Genomic DNA, 14,758 nt, shown 5'->3' with positions numbered 1-14,758 from the left:
GCGACCAAGAGCAGTTTTTTCAAGTCATGCGCATGCGGGGGTCGGCGACATCCTCGATCTCCAGCTGGACCCCTTCGCGGCCCATGTAATCATCCGGTTTCAGACGGCCCACGACGTGCAGCGCACCCCCGCCGGACAGCAGGCGCTCGCCCAGCGGGGTCTCGGCCGAGCGCCAGGAGATCGCCTTGATTCGGTCGCCCGACGGCCCGACCAGGTCGACCCGCACGTGGCCGCCCTTCATCGCCATCATCCGCTCGGGCCGCACGCCGGCCAGGGCGAACATCGGCTCGGGATTGCCCGGTCCGAACGGCGCCAGTTGCTGGAACTCAGTCCACAGGGCGCGGCTGGCGGCGCGCGGCTGGACCAGGGCGTCGATCTCGACCCCCTCGACGCCCACCGCCTCCATCTCGCCTGCCAGGCGCTCCTCCAGGAAGGCGCGGAACTCGGGGATCGATTCGGGACGGATCGACAGGCCCGCGGCCATGGCGTGGCCGCCGCCGGCCATCAGCAGGCCCGCCTCGAAGGCCGCCTGGATCGCCGCGCCCAGGTTGACGCCGGGCTGCGAACGGCCCGAGCCCTTGCCGACATTGGCGGCGCGATCGACGCCGATCACCACCACGGGCTTGCGATAGCGCTCGCGCAGGCGCCCGGCGACGATGCCGATCACGCCGGGATGCCACCCCTCCCCCGCCACCACGATGACCGGGGCGTCGGGATCGAAGTTGCTGCCGCGCTCCAGCAGGGCGGCGGCTTCCTCGACCACGGCGGCCTCGACCGCCTTGCGCTCGGTGTTCAGGCCGTCCAGCTCCTCGGCCAGGGCCCGGGCCTCCAGCGGATCGTCGGTGGACAGCAGGCGCGCGCCCAGGTCCGAACGGCCGATCCGTCCGCCGGCGTTGATCCGTGGGCCCAGTATGAAGCCGGCGTGGAACACCGAGGCGGGGCCGGAGCCCTTGCCGACCTCGAACAGCGCCTTCAGGCCGGGATTGCCCCAGCTGGACATCGTCCGCAGGCCCAGGGTGGTCAGGGCGCGGTTGAAGCCGACCAGCTGGGTGACGTCGCAGACTTCGCCCATGGCCACTAGGTCCAGCCACTGGCGCAGGTCGGGCTGCGGCCGCTCGTCGGTGAACAGCCCGCGCCTGCGGGCCTCGCGGTTCAGCGCGGTCAGCAGCACGAAGGTCACCCCGGCGGCGGCCAACACGCCCTGCCCGCTCTGGCAGCCCGGACGGTTGGGATTGACGACGGCGGCGGCGGCCGGCGGGTCCTCGCGCATCAGGTGGTGGTCGATCACCACGACCTCCAGGCCGATGGTGGCGGCGCTGGCGATGGCGTCGTAGGCCGCCGCGCCGCAGTCGAGGGTGACCACCAGCTCGGCCCCGCTGTCGCGGATGGTCTTGAAGGCCGCCGGACTGGGGCCATAGCCCTCGGTCAACCGGTCGGGAATATAGATGGGCAGCTCGACGCCCATATGGCGGAACCAGCGCACCAGCTGGGCGGCGCTGGTGGCGCCGTCGACGTCGTAGTCGGCGAACACCATGGTCGGGCGGCCGGTCTCCAGGGCGTCGATCAGGATCTCGGCCGCCCGATCCATGTCGGTGAAGCTGGAGGGGTCCGGAAACAGCGCTTTCAGGGTGGGGCGCAGATAGTGCTCGGCGTGGTCGACGCCGACGCCGCGCGAGGCCAGGGCCCGCGCCAGGGGCTCGGACAGGCCGTGGACCTGCTGATGGCTGCGGGCGACCGCCGCGTCGCCCGGCCGCTCGCGCCAGGCCCGGCCGCTGATCGAGCGGGCCACGTCGAGGAAATGGCCGGTGGTGACGGCGGCGTGTCCATCGGCCATGGCTCAACCCTTCCTAGCGGACAAACGGCTGGAAATGGGAAACTTGGCTGTCGTGATCATCCCCCGAGCCTACGCGCTTTGCCGGATTCGCTCCATGCGACGTCAGGATGGAAGATGAGGCGCGGCTGCGTCAGATGGGGACCTAGGGTGACGCCCCTGGGGGCCGCTAAACGGACGATACCAGGGGCTGAGAAGGGGGGGAAATCGGACCAAAGGCAATCTAAGGACCCGTGAGGCCTACGCCGACGCCAACGTACGCAACGCGTCCCCCCACATCTTCAAGCGACACCTGCCATCGTTTGGATACGAACCAGCTACGGGTTCGGCGATCACCTGAATCGCAGTAGAGAAAAGTCGTTGGCCCTCTAACGACCTGCTTGCCATCGCTGTTCGCATAGTCCGCATAGCGCTCGTGAACCGCACGCGAACACTTGAACCCGCCGCGACGCATAGTCTGTTCCGCTTGTGTTATCGGCGTGCCAATAGGCACCTGAGCCACGACAGCTGCTTTGGTGCTTAAGGCGTCCGCCTGCATCAGGCTTGGAACGTACTCGATCATGTTCCGCAACATGCATTGGTGCGCGAAGGTCCGCAACGGGTCGAACCTCGCCGTCAACATCTCTCCGGTAAGCGGTCCTAAGCCGCCCCCACCTGATCCACCTCGTTCGCCGAACCCAGCACCACCGGTACGCGCTGGTGCAGCTTGGTGGGCTGCACGTCCAGGATCGCGGCCATACCGTCGAGCGTGGACTTTCCCCCGGCCCGCTCGACGATCAGCGACATCGGGTTGGCCTCGTAGAGCAGCCGCAGCTTGCCCGGCTTGTCCGGCTCGCGGGCGTCCCACGGGTACAGGAAGATCCCGCCGCGCATCAGGATGCGGTGGACGTCGGCGACCATCGAGGCCACCCAGCGCATGTTGAAGTTCTTGCCTCGCGGCCCCGCCTTGCCCTGCAGGCAGCCGTCGATATAGCGCCGCACCGGTTCGGCCCAGTGACGCTGGTTGGACATGTTGATCGCGAACTCGGCGGTGTCGGCCGGGATCGCCACGGTCTGGTGGGTCAGCAGCCAGGTCCCGTCGGCGTCCAGGGTGAAGGCCGCCACGCCCTGCGACAGGGTCAGCACCAGCATGGTCTGGGGACCGTAGACCGCGTAGCCGGCGGCGACCTGGCGGCGGCCGGGCAGCAGGAAGTCGGCCTCGCTGGGCGCGACGCCGGCCGGGGCGGGCAGGACCGAGAAGATCGTGCCGACCGAGACGTTGACGTCGATGTTGCTGGAGCCGTCCAGCGGGTCGAAGGTCACCAGGAAGCCGCCGACGGCGCCAGTGGTCTCGATGACCTCCAGCTCCTCGGACGCCAGACCCGCCACCAGCGGGCAGCCGTTCAGCGCGTCGCGCAGGATGTCGTTGGTGATGATGTCGAGCTTCTTCTGCTCTTCGTCCTGAACGTTGACCACGCCGGCCGCGCCCAGGTTGCCCAGGATCGCGCCGGACGCGACGACCTTGCTGATCCGGGCGCAGGCGCCGGCGACCACCTCGACGACGGCCTTCACCTCGTCGCCAGCGAGCTCCTGGGCGAGCCATCCAGCGAGATCGGTCAGCGTGGTCATGCGGGGCCTCGTAAACGGGAAAAGATTCGCGGGCGACCTTAGCGGAAGGTCGAAGCCTTTTCCGCCGATAGGATCGGGAAAGGCCTCTAATCATGGCTTTGACGCATTTTGACGACGAACGGCGGCCGCCGCGTCGAAAAATGCTCTAGGCCTTCCGCTTCATCCGCACTTCGCGCACGGTGCCGGTCGACGAGTTCATCACCAGGGTGTGGGTGTGGACGAAGCCGTCCTTGTAGGTCACCCCGTCCAGCAGGTTGCCCCAGGTGACGCCGGTGGCCGCGAAGATCGCGTCCGCGCGGACGATCTCGTGCAGGTCGTATTTCTTGTCGAGCTCGGTGATGCCCCACTTGGCGGCGCGGGCGCGCTCGTCGCCGTTGCGGAACAGCAGCCGGCCCTGGAACTGGCCGCCGACGCATTTCAGGGCCGCGCAGGCCAGCACGCCCTCGGGCGCGCCGCCGGAGCCGACATAGAGGTCGATGCCGGTCGAGGGATCGGTGGTGGCGATCACCCCGGCCACGTCGCCATCGGTGATCAGGTAGAGCCGGGCGCCGACCGAGCGGATGCTGGCGATGATCTCGGCGTGGCGCGGACGGTCCAGCACGCAGACGGTGATCTGATCGGGCGCGACGCCCTTGGCGGCGGCCACGGCCCGGATGTTGTCGGCCGGCGACTTGTCCAGGTCGATCACCCCGGCCGGCAGGCCCGGGCCGCACGCGATCTTGTCCATGTAGGTGTCAGGGGCGTTGAGCAGGCTTCCCTTGGGCGCCCAGGCCATCACCGCCAGGGCGTTGGGCATGGCCTTGGCCGTCAGGGTGGTGCCTTCCAGCGGGTCCAGGGCGATGTCGACGGCCGGCCCCTTACCCGTGCCGACCTTCTCGCCGATGTAGAGCATGGGCGCTTCGTCACGCTCGCCCTCGCCGATCACGATCTCGCCGTCGATGGCCAACTCGTTCAGCGCGTTGCGCATGGCGTCGACCGCGGCCTGGTCGGCCGCCTTCTCGTCGCCGCGGCCCACCATCGTCCAAGAGGCGATGGCGGCGGCTTCAGTCACGCGGACCGCGTCCAGGACCAGCGCGCGATCCAGGGTCTTCGAACTCATCAACGTCTCCCAGCCTATGCGAGGCTTTTGGTCCGACCGCTTTGCGCGGTTCTCAGATGCGCGCGACGCGCAAAAGGCGGGGACGCTCTAGCACGGCGTGCAATTTTTCGATGCGGCTAATCGCGTCCAGCAGGTTGGATTCGGGAGTCGCATGGGTCACGAGCACGATCGGCACCCCGCCCGCCCCCTCGACGGGCTTCTGCAGGAAGCTGTCGATCGAGACGGCGCACTCGGCCAGGGTCTCGGAGATGGCGGCGATGGCCCCCGGCTCGTCGCGGACCATGATCCGCAAGTAGGCCTTGCCCACCGACCGGGCCGGATCGACGGCCACGAACGGCTTCAATTGGCCAGCCGGAGCCTGGAACACGGGCCGCTTGGCGCCGGTCATCACGTCGGCGATGTCGGCGGCCACGGCGGCGGCGGTCGGGCCCGCGCCCGCGCCCGGTCCCTGGATGAAGATCCGGCCGATCCGCTTGCCCTCGATGAACAGGGCGTTGAGCGCCCCGCCCGCCTGGGCCAACGGATGCTCCAGCGGCACCAGAGACGGATGCACCTTCACGGCCACGCCGTCGTCGCTCTTGGCGGCGCTGGCCACCAGCTTGATGCGGTAGCCCAGGTCCTTGGCCAGCTTGATGTCCAGCAGTTCGACGTCGCTGATGCCCTCGATCTCGGCGGCGTCGAACTTGGGCGCGCAGCCGAAGGCCAGGGCGGCCAGGATGCTGATCTTGTGGCCGGCGTCGAAGCCGCCGACGTCCATGGTGGGATCAGCCTCGGCATAGCCCAGCCCTTGCGCCTCGCGCAGCACGTCGGCGAAGTCGCGGCCGGTCTTCTCCATCTCGCTGAGGATGAAGTTGCAGGTGCCGTTGAGGATGCCCGCCACGCCGACCACCTCGTCGCCGACCATCGCCTCGCGCAGCATCTTCACCGCCGGGGTGCCGCCCATCACGGCCGCCTCGAACAGCAGCGGCGCGTCGTTGGCCTCGGCCAAGGCGGCCAGCTCGGCCCCATGCTCGGCGATCAGGGCCTTGTTGGCTGTGACCACCGGCTTGCCCAGCTTCAGCGCCGCCTCGACGGCGGCCTTGGCCGGGCCGTCGCTGCCGCCCACCAGTTCGACGAACAGGTCGACGTCCGGCGACGAGGCCAGGGCGACCGGGTCGTCGAACCAGGCCAGGCCCGAGATGTCGACCGTACGCGGCCGCGACTTCGAGCGGGCCGAGACCGCCGTCACCACGGCGCGGTCGCCGGCCGGGGCGAAGTCCGGCTGCTCGGCCAGGAACTGCAACAGCCCCCCGCCGACGGTGCCGAGGCCGGCCACGCCGACGCGCCAGGTCTTCTGGGTCATGTTCGCGTTCCTAAACTCTGCGGCCGGGCAGCGCGTTCGCGCCCTAGACCTGTTCCATCTTGTTGTGCGCCTTGGCCAGGATCGTGTCGGCGTTGGCGATGAACTTCTTGACGTTGCGGGCAGCCTGCTTGATCCGCTGCTCGTTCTCGACCAGGCCGATGCGCACATAGCCTTCGCCGTATTCGCCAAAGCCGATGCCCGGGGCGACGGCGACGCCGGCCTCCTCGATCAGCAGGCGCGAGAACAGCATGGAGCCGGCGGCCTCGAACTGTTCGGGGATCTTGGCCCAGGCGAACATCGAGGCCGGCGGGTTGGGGATGTCCCAGCCGGCGCGCTTCATCGACGACACCAGGGTGTCGCGGCGGCTCTTGTAGATGCCGCGGATCTCGTCGACGCAGTCCTGCGGGCCGTTCAGCGCCGCGGCTGCGGCCACCTGCACCGGGGTGTAGGCGCCGTAGTCCAGATAGGACTTCACCCGGGCCAGGGCCGCGCAGATGCGGGCGTTGCCGACCACCATGCCGACGCGCCAGCCGGCCATGGCGTAGGTCTTCGACAGCGAGTTGACCTCGACGGCGATGTCCTTGGCCCCGTCGACCTGCAGGATCGAAGGAGGCGGGTTGTTGTCGAAATAGATCTCGCCATAGGCCACGTCGCTGATCACCAGCAATTCGTGCTTCTTGGCCAAGGCCACGGCGTCCTTGTAGAAGTCCAGGTCCACCCACTGGGCGGTCGGGTTGGACGGATAGGACAGGATCAGCACGCTGGCGGGCGGCACCGAGTGCTTAGCCGCGCGGCTGATGTTGGACAGGTACTGCTCGGGCGACAGGGCCGGCACGTGGCGGATCACGCCGCCGGCCATGATGAAGCCGAAGGCGTGGATCGGATAGGCGGGGTTGGGGCAGATGATCACGTCGCCGGGGGCCGTCAGGGCTTGGGCCAGGTTGGCGAAGCCTTCCTTGGAGCCCAGGGTGGCGATCACCTCGGTGTCGGGGTTCAGCTTCACGCCGAACCGGCGGCCGTAATAGCCGGCCATGGCCTTGCGCAGGCCGGCGATGCCCTTGGACGCCGAATAGCGGCCGGCCTTGGGGTCGCGCGCCGTCTCGATCAGCTTGTCGACGATATGCTTGGGCGTGGGCATGTCAGGATTGCCCATGCCGAAGTCGATGATGTCGGTACCCTCGGCGCGCAGGCGCGCCTTGATCTTGTTGACTTCTTCGAAGACGTAGGGCGGCAGGCGACGGATGCGGTGAAAATCGGAGGTCATGAAATGCTCATTGCGCCGCAGCGGCGCGCCGGGAGCGGATGTCGGGCATGGATAGACCCCGAGCGGGGCATAGCCAAGCCAGCTACGGGAATTTTATGCCTCCGTCGCCCTATTGGGGCTTGGACGGAGGCGCGGTAGCTCGGTCGCGGGCCGCCTTGGCGAAGGCTTCGGTCGCGGCGCGGTCGGCGTCGGTGGGGGCGGCGGGCGCCGGAACCTTGGCCACGCGACGGGCCTTGGACGCGTAGCCTTCGGTGTCCGACAGGGTCCAGGTGCCGGGCGCGGTGTCGCGCTTCAGCTTGTCGGCGGCGATCTTCTCGGCGCCCACAGCCTTCTTGAACTGGACGGGCGTGCGCACGTCGGTCGGGATGGCCGGAATGTCGATGAAGCGCGGGGCGACGGCGTCCTTGGAATCCTTGGCCGCGGCGTTGGCCGCGGCGGCCACCGGCGAGCTGGGATCGGCCGGCGGCGGCGTGAACGGCGAGAGCGGCGAGGCGCACGCGGTCAGTCCCGCCAGCAGGCTCACCAGAGCCGCGCCGCGAAAGAGTACGCCAAGACGTGCGATTTTACCGGTTTCGTCGTTCATCTTGTCTCAGGTCTTATGCGATGATCGCGTCGAGCGAAAGGCCATCCGAACCGCCAAGGCGAGATGGTCCAAGAGAACACGGTGGAAGGAAGTCCATGGCCACGACCGAAACCTCCCCCAAACCGCGAAAAAAGCCGACCGCCGGGGCCGATGCGACGACGCCCCCAGCCAAGACCAAGGTCAAGGCCGCGCCGAAGGTTCCGCCGAAAGCCGACCCGCGGCCGGATTCCCCCGCCAAGGCGACCGAATCGGCCACGCGCCCCGAGCGCCGGGATCCACCGCCGGTCTCCGCCGCCCTCCCCGACTTGGAGACCTTGCTGTCGCCCGACCAGCGCCAGATGCTGGAGACGCTGTCGGCCAACCTGGCCCGGGCCGCCGTCACGGCCCAGGGCGCAATCGCCGAGGCCGCCCTGCGCCAGGCCGACCGTCCCGCCGCCCTCAGCCCGGACCCCTTCCACGTCGGGCCGGCCTTCAACGAGGTGATGACCAGCCTGGCCGCCCAGCCCGACCGCCTGCTGCGCGCCCAGGCCGACCTGTTCAGTCGTTACATGGACCTGTGGCAGTCGGCGGCCCGCAAAATGACCGGCGAGCCAGCCCCGCCCGTGGTCGCCCCCGCCCAAGGCGACAAGCGGTTCAGCGACCCGGACTGGGCGTCCAACCCGATGTTCGACATGATGAAGCAGAGCTACCTGCTGTCGTCGAACTGGCTAAACGACCTGGTCTCGCAGGCCGAGGGAGTCGACCCCGCCGCCAAGCGCCGGGTCGAGTTCTTCACCAAGATGCTGACCGACGCCTTCTCGCCCTCGAACTTCCTGATCTCCAATCCCGCGGCCCTGCGCGAGGTGATGCAGAGCAAGGGCGAGAGCCTGGTGCGCGGCATGCAGAACTTCGCCGCCGACCTGGAACGCGGCGGCGGCCAGCTGGCGATCAGCCAGACGGACCTGGCCAAGTTCAAGGTCGGCGAGAACGTCGCCACCGCGCCGGGCAAAGTGGTCTACCAGAACGACATCCTGCAGCTGCTGCAGTTCACCCCGACCACCGAGACCGTGCACGAGATTCCGCTGCTGATCTTCCCGCCGTGGATCAACAAGTTCTACATCCTGGACCTGCGCCCCGAGAATTCGATGATCCGCTGGCTGACCGGCCAGGGCTTTACGGTGTTCGTGGCCTCGTGGGTCAATCCCGACAGCCGCCAGGCCGACAAGACCTTCGAGGACTACATGTTCGAGGGCGTCTACGACGCCACCCAGCAGGTGATGACCCAGTGCGGCGTCGAGAAGGTCAACACCGTCGGCTATTGCATCGGCGGCACCCTGCTGTCCTGCGCCCTGGCCCACATGGCCGCCAAGGGCGACCAGCGGATCAATTCGGCGACCTTCTTCGCCGCCCAGCAGGACTTCTCCGAGGCCGGCGACCTGCTGCTGTTCACCGACGAGGCCTGGATCAAGACCATCGAGGAGCAGATCGACCGCCAGGGCGGCTACCTGCCCAGCCAGTCGATGGCCGACACCTTCAACAGCCTGCGCGGCAACGACCTGATCTGGTCGTTCTTCATCAACAACTACCTGATGGGCAAGGAGCCGCGGCCATTCGACCTATTGTTCTGGAACGCCGACCAGACGCGCATGCCTAAGGCCCTGCACCTCTACTACCTGCGCAACTTCTACAAGGACAACGCCCTGGCCCAGGGCAAACTGACTCTGGGCGGCGAGACGCTGGACCTGTCGAAGGTGAAGACGCCGATCTACGTGCAGTCATCCAAGGACGACCACATCGCCCCCTATCGCAGCGTCTATCGCGGCGCCCAGGCGTTCGGCGGGCCGGTGACCTTCACCAAGGCCGGCTCGGGCCACATCGCCGGGGTGATCAACCATCCGGACGCCAACAAGTACCAGCACTGGACCAACGAGAACCTGCCCGGCTCGGTCGAGGACTGGCGCGCCGGGGCCACCGAACATCCCGGATCCTGGTGGCCGCACTGGGCGACCTGGCTTAAGGCGCGGTCGGGCAAGCAGGTCCCAGCCCGGGATCCCGCCAAGGGCCCGCTGAAGCCGATCGAGGACGCGCCCGGCAGCTATGTGCGGGTGCGGTCGAACGCGGTGGCTTAATCTGCCGCCCCTCACCGTTGTCATCCCGGAAGCCCCGCAGGGGCTGTCCGGGACCCAGGAGACTGGGCTGAGGCGGTGCAGCTGTCCTGGGTCCCGGACAAGCGCTGCGCGCTTTCCGGGATGACAACGTGTGGGGGCTAACCAGTCCAAGTTCGATTGTCGCAGCTTCAGATGAGCCCGACCTCATAGGCCAGCTCGACCGGCATCGCCTCGGCGCGGTCGATCAGGGGCTGCACGCGCTCCAGATGCTCGACGAAGCGCGGGTCCTTGCGGAAACGCTCGGCGTCCTGGGCGGTGTCGAAGGACGAGATCAGCACCACCACGCCCTTGGCCGGAGACTTCAGCATCCGGCTGCCGCGCACGCCCTGGACCTGGCCGCGCACGCGCAGGAACTGGGCATGCTGCAAGGCGACGAACTCGTCGAACTTGCCAGGCTTGGTCTGGATGATGCTGACGCTGAAGACCGGCGGGTCGGACAAGGCGGCGGCGACCGAGGCGCGGTCGGGGACGGTCAGGGTGGTCATGCGGGCTCCTGGAAAGGCGTTGCCATGAAAGGAGCCTCCCGTGTAAAACCTCAACTAAAGTTGAGGTCAAGCGCGAATGTCGAAGATTGATTTTCCGTTTCCCGGCGGCGGCCTGAGCGTCGGCGAGGTCGCCCGGCGCAGCGGCGTGGCGGTCTCGACCCTGCATTTCTACGAGGCCAAGGGCCTGATCCGCAGCCTGCGCACCGAGGGCAACCAGCGGCGCTATCCGCGGGGCGTGCTGCGGCGGGTGGCGGTGATCAAGGTCGCCCAGCGCACCGGCATCCCCCTGGCCACCATCCAGGCCGCCCTGGCCCGCCTGCCCGACGGCCGGGCGCCGACCGCCGAGGACTGGGCGCAGCTGTCGCGCGCCTGGCGGGCCGAGCTGGACGAGCGGATCCGCAAGCTGGGCCAGTTGCGCGACCAGTTGGACGACTGCATCGGCTGCGGCTGCCTGTCCCTGAAGGCCTGCCCGCTGCGGAACCCGCAGGACGTCCTCGGCGCCGAGGGGGCCGGGCCGCGCCTCCTGGAGCCGGAGGTGGACTGACGCGGCGCTAATCGACCCACGTTCGCCCAAAACTCGCCAGGATTGTACTGGAGCTTGACGGCATGGGACTTAACCGTCGGACGGCGCTGGGACTGCTGATCGCGACGCCGCTGGCCGGCGCGGGCCAAGCCTTCGCGCGCCCGGCTCCAGCGCTCAGCGGCGAACGCCTGGCCCAGGCCGCCCGCGACCAGGTCGGCGTCACCAAGGACTACGACCCAAGCTATCGCGCGATCCCCTACCCCAACGGCGACGTCCTGCGTTCCACGGGGGTCTGCGCCGACGTCCTGATCCGCGCCGCCCGCGACGCCTGGCGGGTCGACCTGCAGCAACAGGTCCACGAGGACATGAGCCGAAACTTCGACGCCTATCCGTCGCGGCGCGCCTGGGGGATGAAGGGGCCGGACGCCAATATCGACCATCGCCGGGTGCTGAACCTGGAGACCTACCTGACCCGCCGGCGCGCCCGGCTGGCCCTGGCCCCCGCCAAGGCGGCCGGCGACCGTTTCGACGATCCGCGGCCGGGCGACATCCTGACCTGGCGCGTCTGGGGCGGTCGCCCGCACATCGGCGTCGTCAGCGAAGGTCCCGAGCGGGTGCGCGTCGTCCACAACATCGGCGGCGGCGCGCGGGAAGAGCCCCTGTGGATGTTCAAGCTCCACACAGCGGTGGGGCACTATCGCTGGCGGAGTTAAGGTTGGCTTGAAGTAATGCACCACACCTAGCAAGCTGCTCAATGGGATATGCGTGAAGGATTGACCTTTGACTAGCTCAGAAATTGCGCCGAGCTGGAAGTTGAGGGCGCCGGCAGCCATTGCGGCACTCGCCGTCGCGCTTGCGGCGAGCTGTTGCGACGCTAGCTAGTGAGTCTGCTCCATCATCCGCTTGGCGGCCTGAACCAACAGGCCGGAGCGGGTCAGGCCGTGCGCTTCGGCGAAACGGTCGATGTCGCGAAGGGCGTCTTCCGGGAGCGTGATATTCACGCGAACAGCCTTCTTCGCCTCGGTGGCTAGGCGCACGATGATGGCGACGCCGTCGCGGTTGTCGGCGTCGGCCATGACGCCCTCCAGGGAGGAAGGCTCGGGGATGGCGTCGCCATCCTCGACCATGCCTTCGACGTGCAGCGCCAGGGCTTCCTCGGCCAAGACTCGGGCGTCGTCCAGCGAGGTTCCGGCCGAGATCACACCAGGAAAGTCGGGGAAGGAGACGCCATAGTCGCTCTCGGCGTCCTTGTGAATCAGGGCGATGTAGTTGGCCATCTCGATCACCTCAGGGTCAGGCCGGACTGACGCTCAATGGAGCGTAGCGTTCCGATGGGAATGTCTCTCTTCGGATGAGGAACGGTGACGCGCCCCGGCTTCGTTGGGTGCTTGAACTGGGCGTGCGAGCCGCGACGCGCGACTTCAATCCATCCGGCGGCCTTGAGCGCCGTGATGATGTCGCGGCTATCCACATGCGTATAAATACACACTAACAATGCGTCGTCAACATCGAACACACCAATACACACCGGAGCACCAGGCCGGCGCCCTCGCCCGTTACCGACGCGCGATCGGAGCGACCCCACCGGCCGAGGACGAACCCTAAAGCCCAGCGCCTTCCTTCAGGCCCAGCATCAGGTTCAGGTTCTGCACCGCCGCTCCGGACGCGCCCTTGCCCAGATTGTCGAGCAGGGCCACCAGGCGCACCTGACCGCTGGTCTCCGAGCCGAACACGAACAGCTTCAGGCGGTTGGTGTTGTTCAGGCCTTCCGGGTCCAGCGTGGTCAGGGCCTTGGACTCGTTCAGCGACGCCACCTCGACGAAGGCTTCGCGGGCGTAGTGGTCGGCCAGGGCGGCGTGGATCTGGGTCATCGAGACGCTGCCGTTCAGCATGCTCAGGTGCAGCGGCAGCTCGACCAGCATGCCCTGGGCGTAGCGCCCGACGGCCGGGGTGAAGATCGGCCGGGTCAGCAGGCCGCCATGGGCCTGGATCTCGGGCAGGTGCTTGTGGTTCAGGCCCGTGGCGTAGATCCGGTACGGAACCTTGGTGTAGTTCGGCGAGGTCTCGTCCTCGAACTCGGCGATCATCGCCTTGCCGCCGCCGGTGTAGCCCGACACGGCGTTGAACGAGATCGGCAGGTCGGCGGCGATGATGTCGTTGGTGACCAGCGGCCGGACCAGGGCGATGGCGCCCGTCGCGTAGCAGCCGGGGTTCGACACCCGCGTCGACCAGGCGACCTTGCCGCGCTGTTCCCTGTCCAGCTCAGGAAAGCCATAGGTCCAGCCGGCCGCGGTGCGGTGGGCGGTCGAGGCGTCGATCACCTTGACCTTCGGGTCCTCGATCAGCGCCACGGCTTCCTTGGCCGCCTCGTCGGGCAGGCAGAGGATCACCGCGTCGGCGCCGTTCAGCATCGCCTGGCGAGCTTGCGGATCCTTGCGCTTGTCCGGGTCGATCGAGACCAGTTGCAGGTCCTTGCGGCCGACTAGGCGCTCGCGGATCTGCAGACCCGTGGTGCCGGCTTCGCCGTCGATGAAGACTTTCGGGGTCATGGACATCCCATTCGCAAGGACAAGGAGACAAGAAAAAGGCGCTTCGGTCGAAACCGAAGCGCCTCTCCATAAGCACGAAACGTGACGCGCTTAGCGCTTCGAGAACTGGAAGCTGCGGCGGGCCTTGGCCTTGCCGTACTTCTTGCGTTCGACGACGCGGCTGTCGCGGGTCAGGAAGCCGTGCGGCTTCAGCAGGGTGCGCAGGCCGGGCTCGTAATAGGTCAGGGCCTTGGACAGGCCGTGACGCACGGCGCCGGCTTGGCCCGACAGGCCCGAGCCTTCCACGGTGACGACGACGTCGAACTGGCCTTCACGGTCGGTGACCTGGAAGGGCTGGGCGATCATCATGCGCAGCACGGGGCGGGCGAAGTAAACTTCCTGGTCGCGACCATTGATCGTGATCGTGCCCTTGCCGGGCTTGATCCAGACGCGGGCGATCGCGTTCTTGCGCTTGCCGGTCGCGTAGGCGCGGCCTTGGGCGTCGAGCTTCTGGACGGCCGGAGCGGCCGCTTCGGGGTTGCTGGACAGGCTGGCCAGCGCGTCAAAGCCTTGAGCTTCGGACATGACTTAGGCGCTCCGGGTGTTCTTGGCGTTGCGCGAAGCGAAATCGATCACTTCGGGGCTCTGCGCTTGGTGCGGGTGCTCACCGTTGTTGTAGATGAGCAGGTGGGTCAGTTGCTTGCGGGCCAGGGGGCTTTCCTTGGGCAGCATGCGCTCGACGGCCTTTTCGAGGACGCGTTCCGGGAAGCGGCCTTCCAGCAGCTTGCGCGGGGTGGTCGACTTGACGCCGCCCGGGTGACCGGTGTGGCGATAGTAGACCTTGTCGTCCAGCTTCTTGCCGGTGAACTTGACCTTGTCGGCGTTGATCACGACGACGAAGTCGCCGCAGTCGACGTGCGGGGTGTAGTCGGGCCGGTGCTTGCCGCGAAGACGCATGGCGATGAACGTCGCCAGACGACCGACAACGGCGTCCTGGGCGTCGACCACGATCCACTTCTTCTCGACCTCGGCGGGCTTCAGGGAAGCCGTGGTCTTTTGCATGGGATTGATCCGTATTCCTTGTGCGTCGGGGGCCAAGGAAAGCGGCTCCGTCTGCGTGAGGGGCGGCAGGTACAGGACGGTTCGCGGCCTGTCAACAATGCGCGCGCCAGAAACTCCGCAAACCCTTATGGGACAAGGGAATTCGCGATGCGGTATTATGATACCGCATTATCATCCTCGCACCCTCAGTTGTCATCCCGGGCGAAGCGCAGCGAAGACCCGGGATCCAGGGGCCGTGCGCACCGCCCCTGGATCCCGGACAGCCTCTGCGAGGCTTCCGGGATGA

General features: G+C 67.7%; 15 protein-coding genes. 3 read left to right on the top strand and 12 right to left on the bottom strand.

The window, feature by feature from the left end; genetic code table 11:
* Positions 1–19: 19 nt before the first annotated feature.
* From recJ to ACSQ2G_RS10675, 6 genes are all read right to left on the bottom strand, one after another.
* Positions 20–1,834 (bottom strand): single-stranded-DNA-specific exonuclease RecJ, encoded by a 1,815-nt coding sequence (recJ, locus tag ACSQ2G_RS10700; RefSeq protein ID WP_436030694.1) that lies wholly within the window; start codon positions 1,832–1,834, stop codon positions 20–22.
* A gap of 636 nt (positions 1,835–2,470) precedes the next feature.
* Positions 2,471–3,439, bottom strand: coding sequence for a class 1 fructose-bisphosphatase (locus tag ACSQ2G_RS10695; protein WP_436030693.1), 969 nt, complete (start codon positions 3,437–3,439; stop codon positions 2,471–2,473).
* Positions 3,440–3,584: 145 nt separating this feature from the next.
* A complete protein-coding gene (gene glpX, locus ACSQ2G_RS10690) occupies positions 3,585–4,538 on the bottom strand; it encodes a class II fructose-bisphosphatase (protein WP_028040404.1) in 954 nt (317 codons plus the stop codon).
* A 52-nt stretch (positions 4,539–4,590) separates the two neighbouring features.
* Positions 4,591–5,880, bottom strand: a complete 1,290-nt coding sequence (locus ACSQ2G_RS10685) for a homoserine dehydrogenase (protein ID WP_436030692.1) — start codon at positions 5,878–5,880, stop codon at positions 4,591–4,593.
* A gap of 43 nt (positions 5,881–5,923) precedes the next feature.
* The gene (locus ACSQ2G_RS10680) at positions 5,924–7,144 is read right to left on the bottom strand and encodes an LL-diaminopimelate aminotransferase (protein WP_056760040.1); all 1,221 of its coding nucleotides are present in this window, start codon (positions 7,142–7,144) and stop codon (positions 5,924–5,926) included.
* Positions 7,145–7,253: 109 nt separating this feature from the next.
* A complete protein-coding gene (locus tag ACSQ2G_RS10675; RefSeq protein ID WP_436030691.1) occupies positions 7,254–7,727 on the bottom strand; it encodes a hypothetical protein in 474 nt (157 codons plus the stop codon).
* Between the two features lie 95 nt (positions 7,728–7,822).
* Between ACSQ2G_RS10675 and phaC the strand changes: the two genes are divergently transcribed.
* Positions 7,823–9,835: a class I poly(R)-hydroxyalkanoic acid synthase gene (gene phaC / locus ACSQ2G_RS10670; protein WP_436030689.1), complete on the top strand. Its 2,013-nt coding sequence runs from the start codon at positions 7,823–7,825 to the stop codon at positions 9,833–9,835.
* A 167-nt stretch (positions 9,836–10,002) separates the two neighbouring features.
* On the opposite strand, the gene ACSQ2G_RS10665 is transcribed toward phaC, so the two are convergent.
* A complete protein-coding gene (locus ACSQ2G_RS10665; protein WP_436030688.1) occupies positions 10,003–10,359 on the bottom strand; it encodes an antibiotic biosynthesis monooxygenase in 357 nt (118 codons plus the stop codon).
* Positions 10,360–10,435: 76 nt separating this feature from the next.
* On the opposite strand from ACSQ2G_RS10665, the gene soxR reads away from it, so the two are divergent.
* Complete coding sequence (soxR, locus tag ACSQ2G_RS10660; protein ID WP_436030686.1) at positions 10,436–10,903, top strand: redox-sensitive transcriptional activator SoxR; 468 nt, start codon at positions 10,436–10,438, stop codon at positions 10,901–10,903.
* Positions 10,904–10,965: 62 nt separating this feature from the next.
* Positions 10,966–11,595: a DUF1287 domain-containing protein gene (locus tag ACSQ2G_RS10655; RefSeq protein ID WP_436030684.1), complete on the top strand. Its 630-nt coding sequence runs from the start codon at positions 10,966–10,968 to the stop codon at positions 11,593–11,595.
* A 165-nt stretch (positions 11,596–11,760) separates the two neighbouring features.
* Here the strand turns inward: ACSQ2G_RS10655 and ACSQ2G_RS10650 are convergent, their stop codons facing one another.
* The 5 genes from ACSQ2G_RS10650 to rplM form a co-directional block, all read right to left on the bottom strand.
* On the bottom strand, positions 11,761–12,159 hold the full coding sequence (locus ACSQ2G_RS10650) for a type II toxin-antitoxin system HicB family antitoxin (protein WP_436030682.1): 399 nt from the start codon (positions 12,157–12,159) through the stop codon (positions 11,761–11,763).
* 5 nt (positions 12,160–12,164) lie between these two features.
* Positions 12,165–12,353 (bottom strand): type II toxin-antitoxin system HicA family toxin, encoded by a 189-nt coding sequence (locus tag ACSQ2G_RS10645; protein WP_436031942.1) that lies wholly within the window; start codon positions 12,351–12,353, stop codon positions 12,165–12,167.
* A 130-nt stretch (positions 12,354–12,483) separates the two neighbouring features.
* Complete coding sequence (argC, locus tag ACSQ2G_RS10640; RefSeq protein ID WP_436030680.1) at positions 12,484–13,437, bottom strand: N-acetyl-gamma-glutamyl-phosphate reductase; 954 nt, start codon at positions 13,435–13,437, stop codon at positions 12,484–12,486.
* A gap of 84 nt (positions 13,438–13,521) precedes the next feature.
* Positions 13,522–13,995 carry a 30S ribosomal protein S9 gene (gene rpsI / locus ACSQ2G_RS10635; protein ID WP_028040415.1) on the bottom strand — a complete coding sequence of 158 codons (474 nt, stop codon included), beginning with the start codon at positions 13,993–13,995 and terminating at the stop codon, positions 13,522–13,524.
* 3 nt (positions 13,996–13,998) lie between these two features.
* Positions 13,999–14,472: a 50S ribosomal protein L13 gene (rplM, locus tag ACSQ2G_RS10630; protein WP_028040416.1), complete on the bottom strand. Its 474-nt coding sequence runs from the start codon at positions 14,470–14,472 to the stop codon at positions 13,999–14,001.
* Positions 14,473–14,758 lie beyond the last annotated feature (286 nt).

This window comes from Caulobacter sp. LjRoot300 (assembly GCF_964253875.1).
In the GTDB taxonomy this organism is placed as follows: Bacteria; Pseudomonadota; Alphaproteobacteria; order Caulobacterales; family Caulobacteraceae; genus Caulobacter.
The sequence above is the reverse complement of the archived record's forward strand: the minus strand, read 5'-3'. Positions and strand labels throughout refer to the sequence as shown.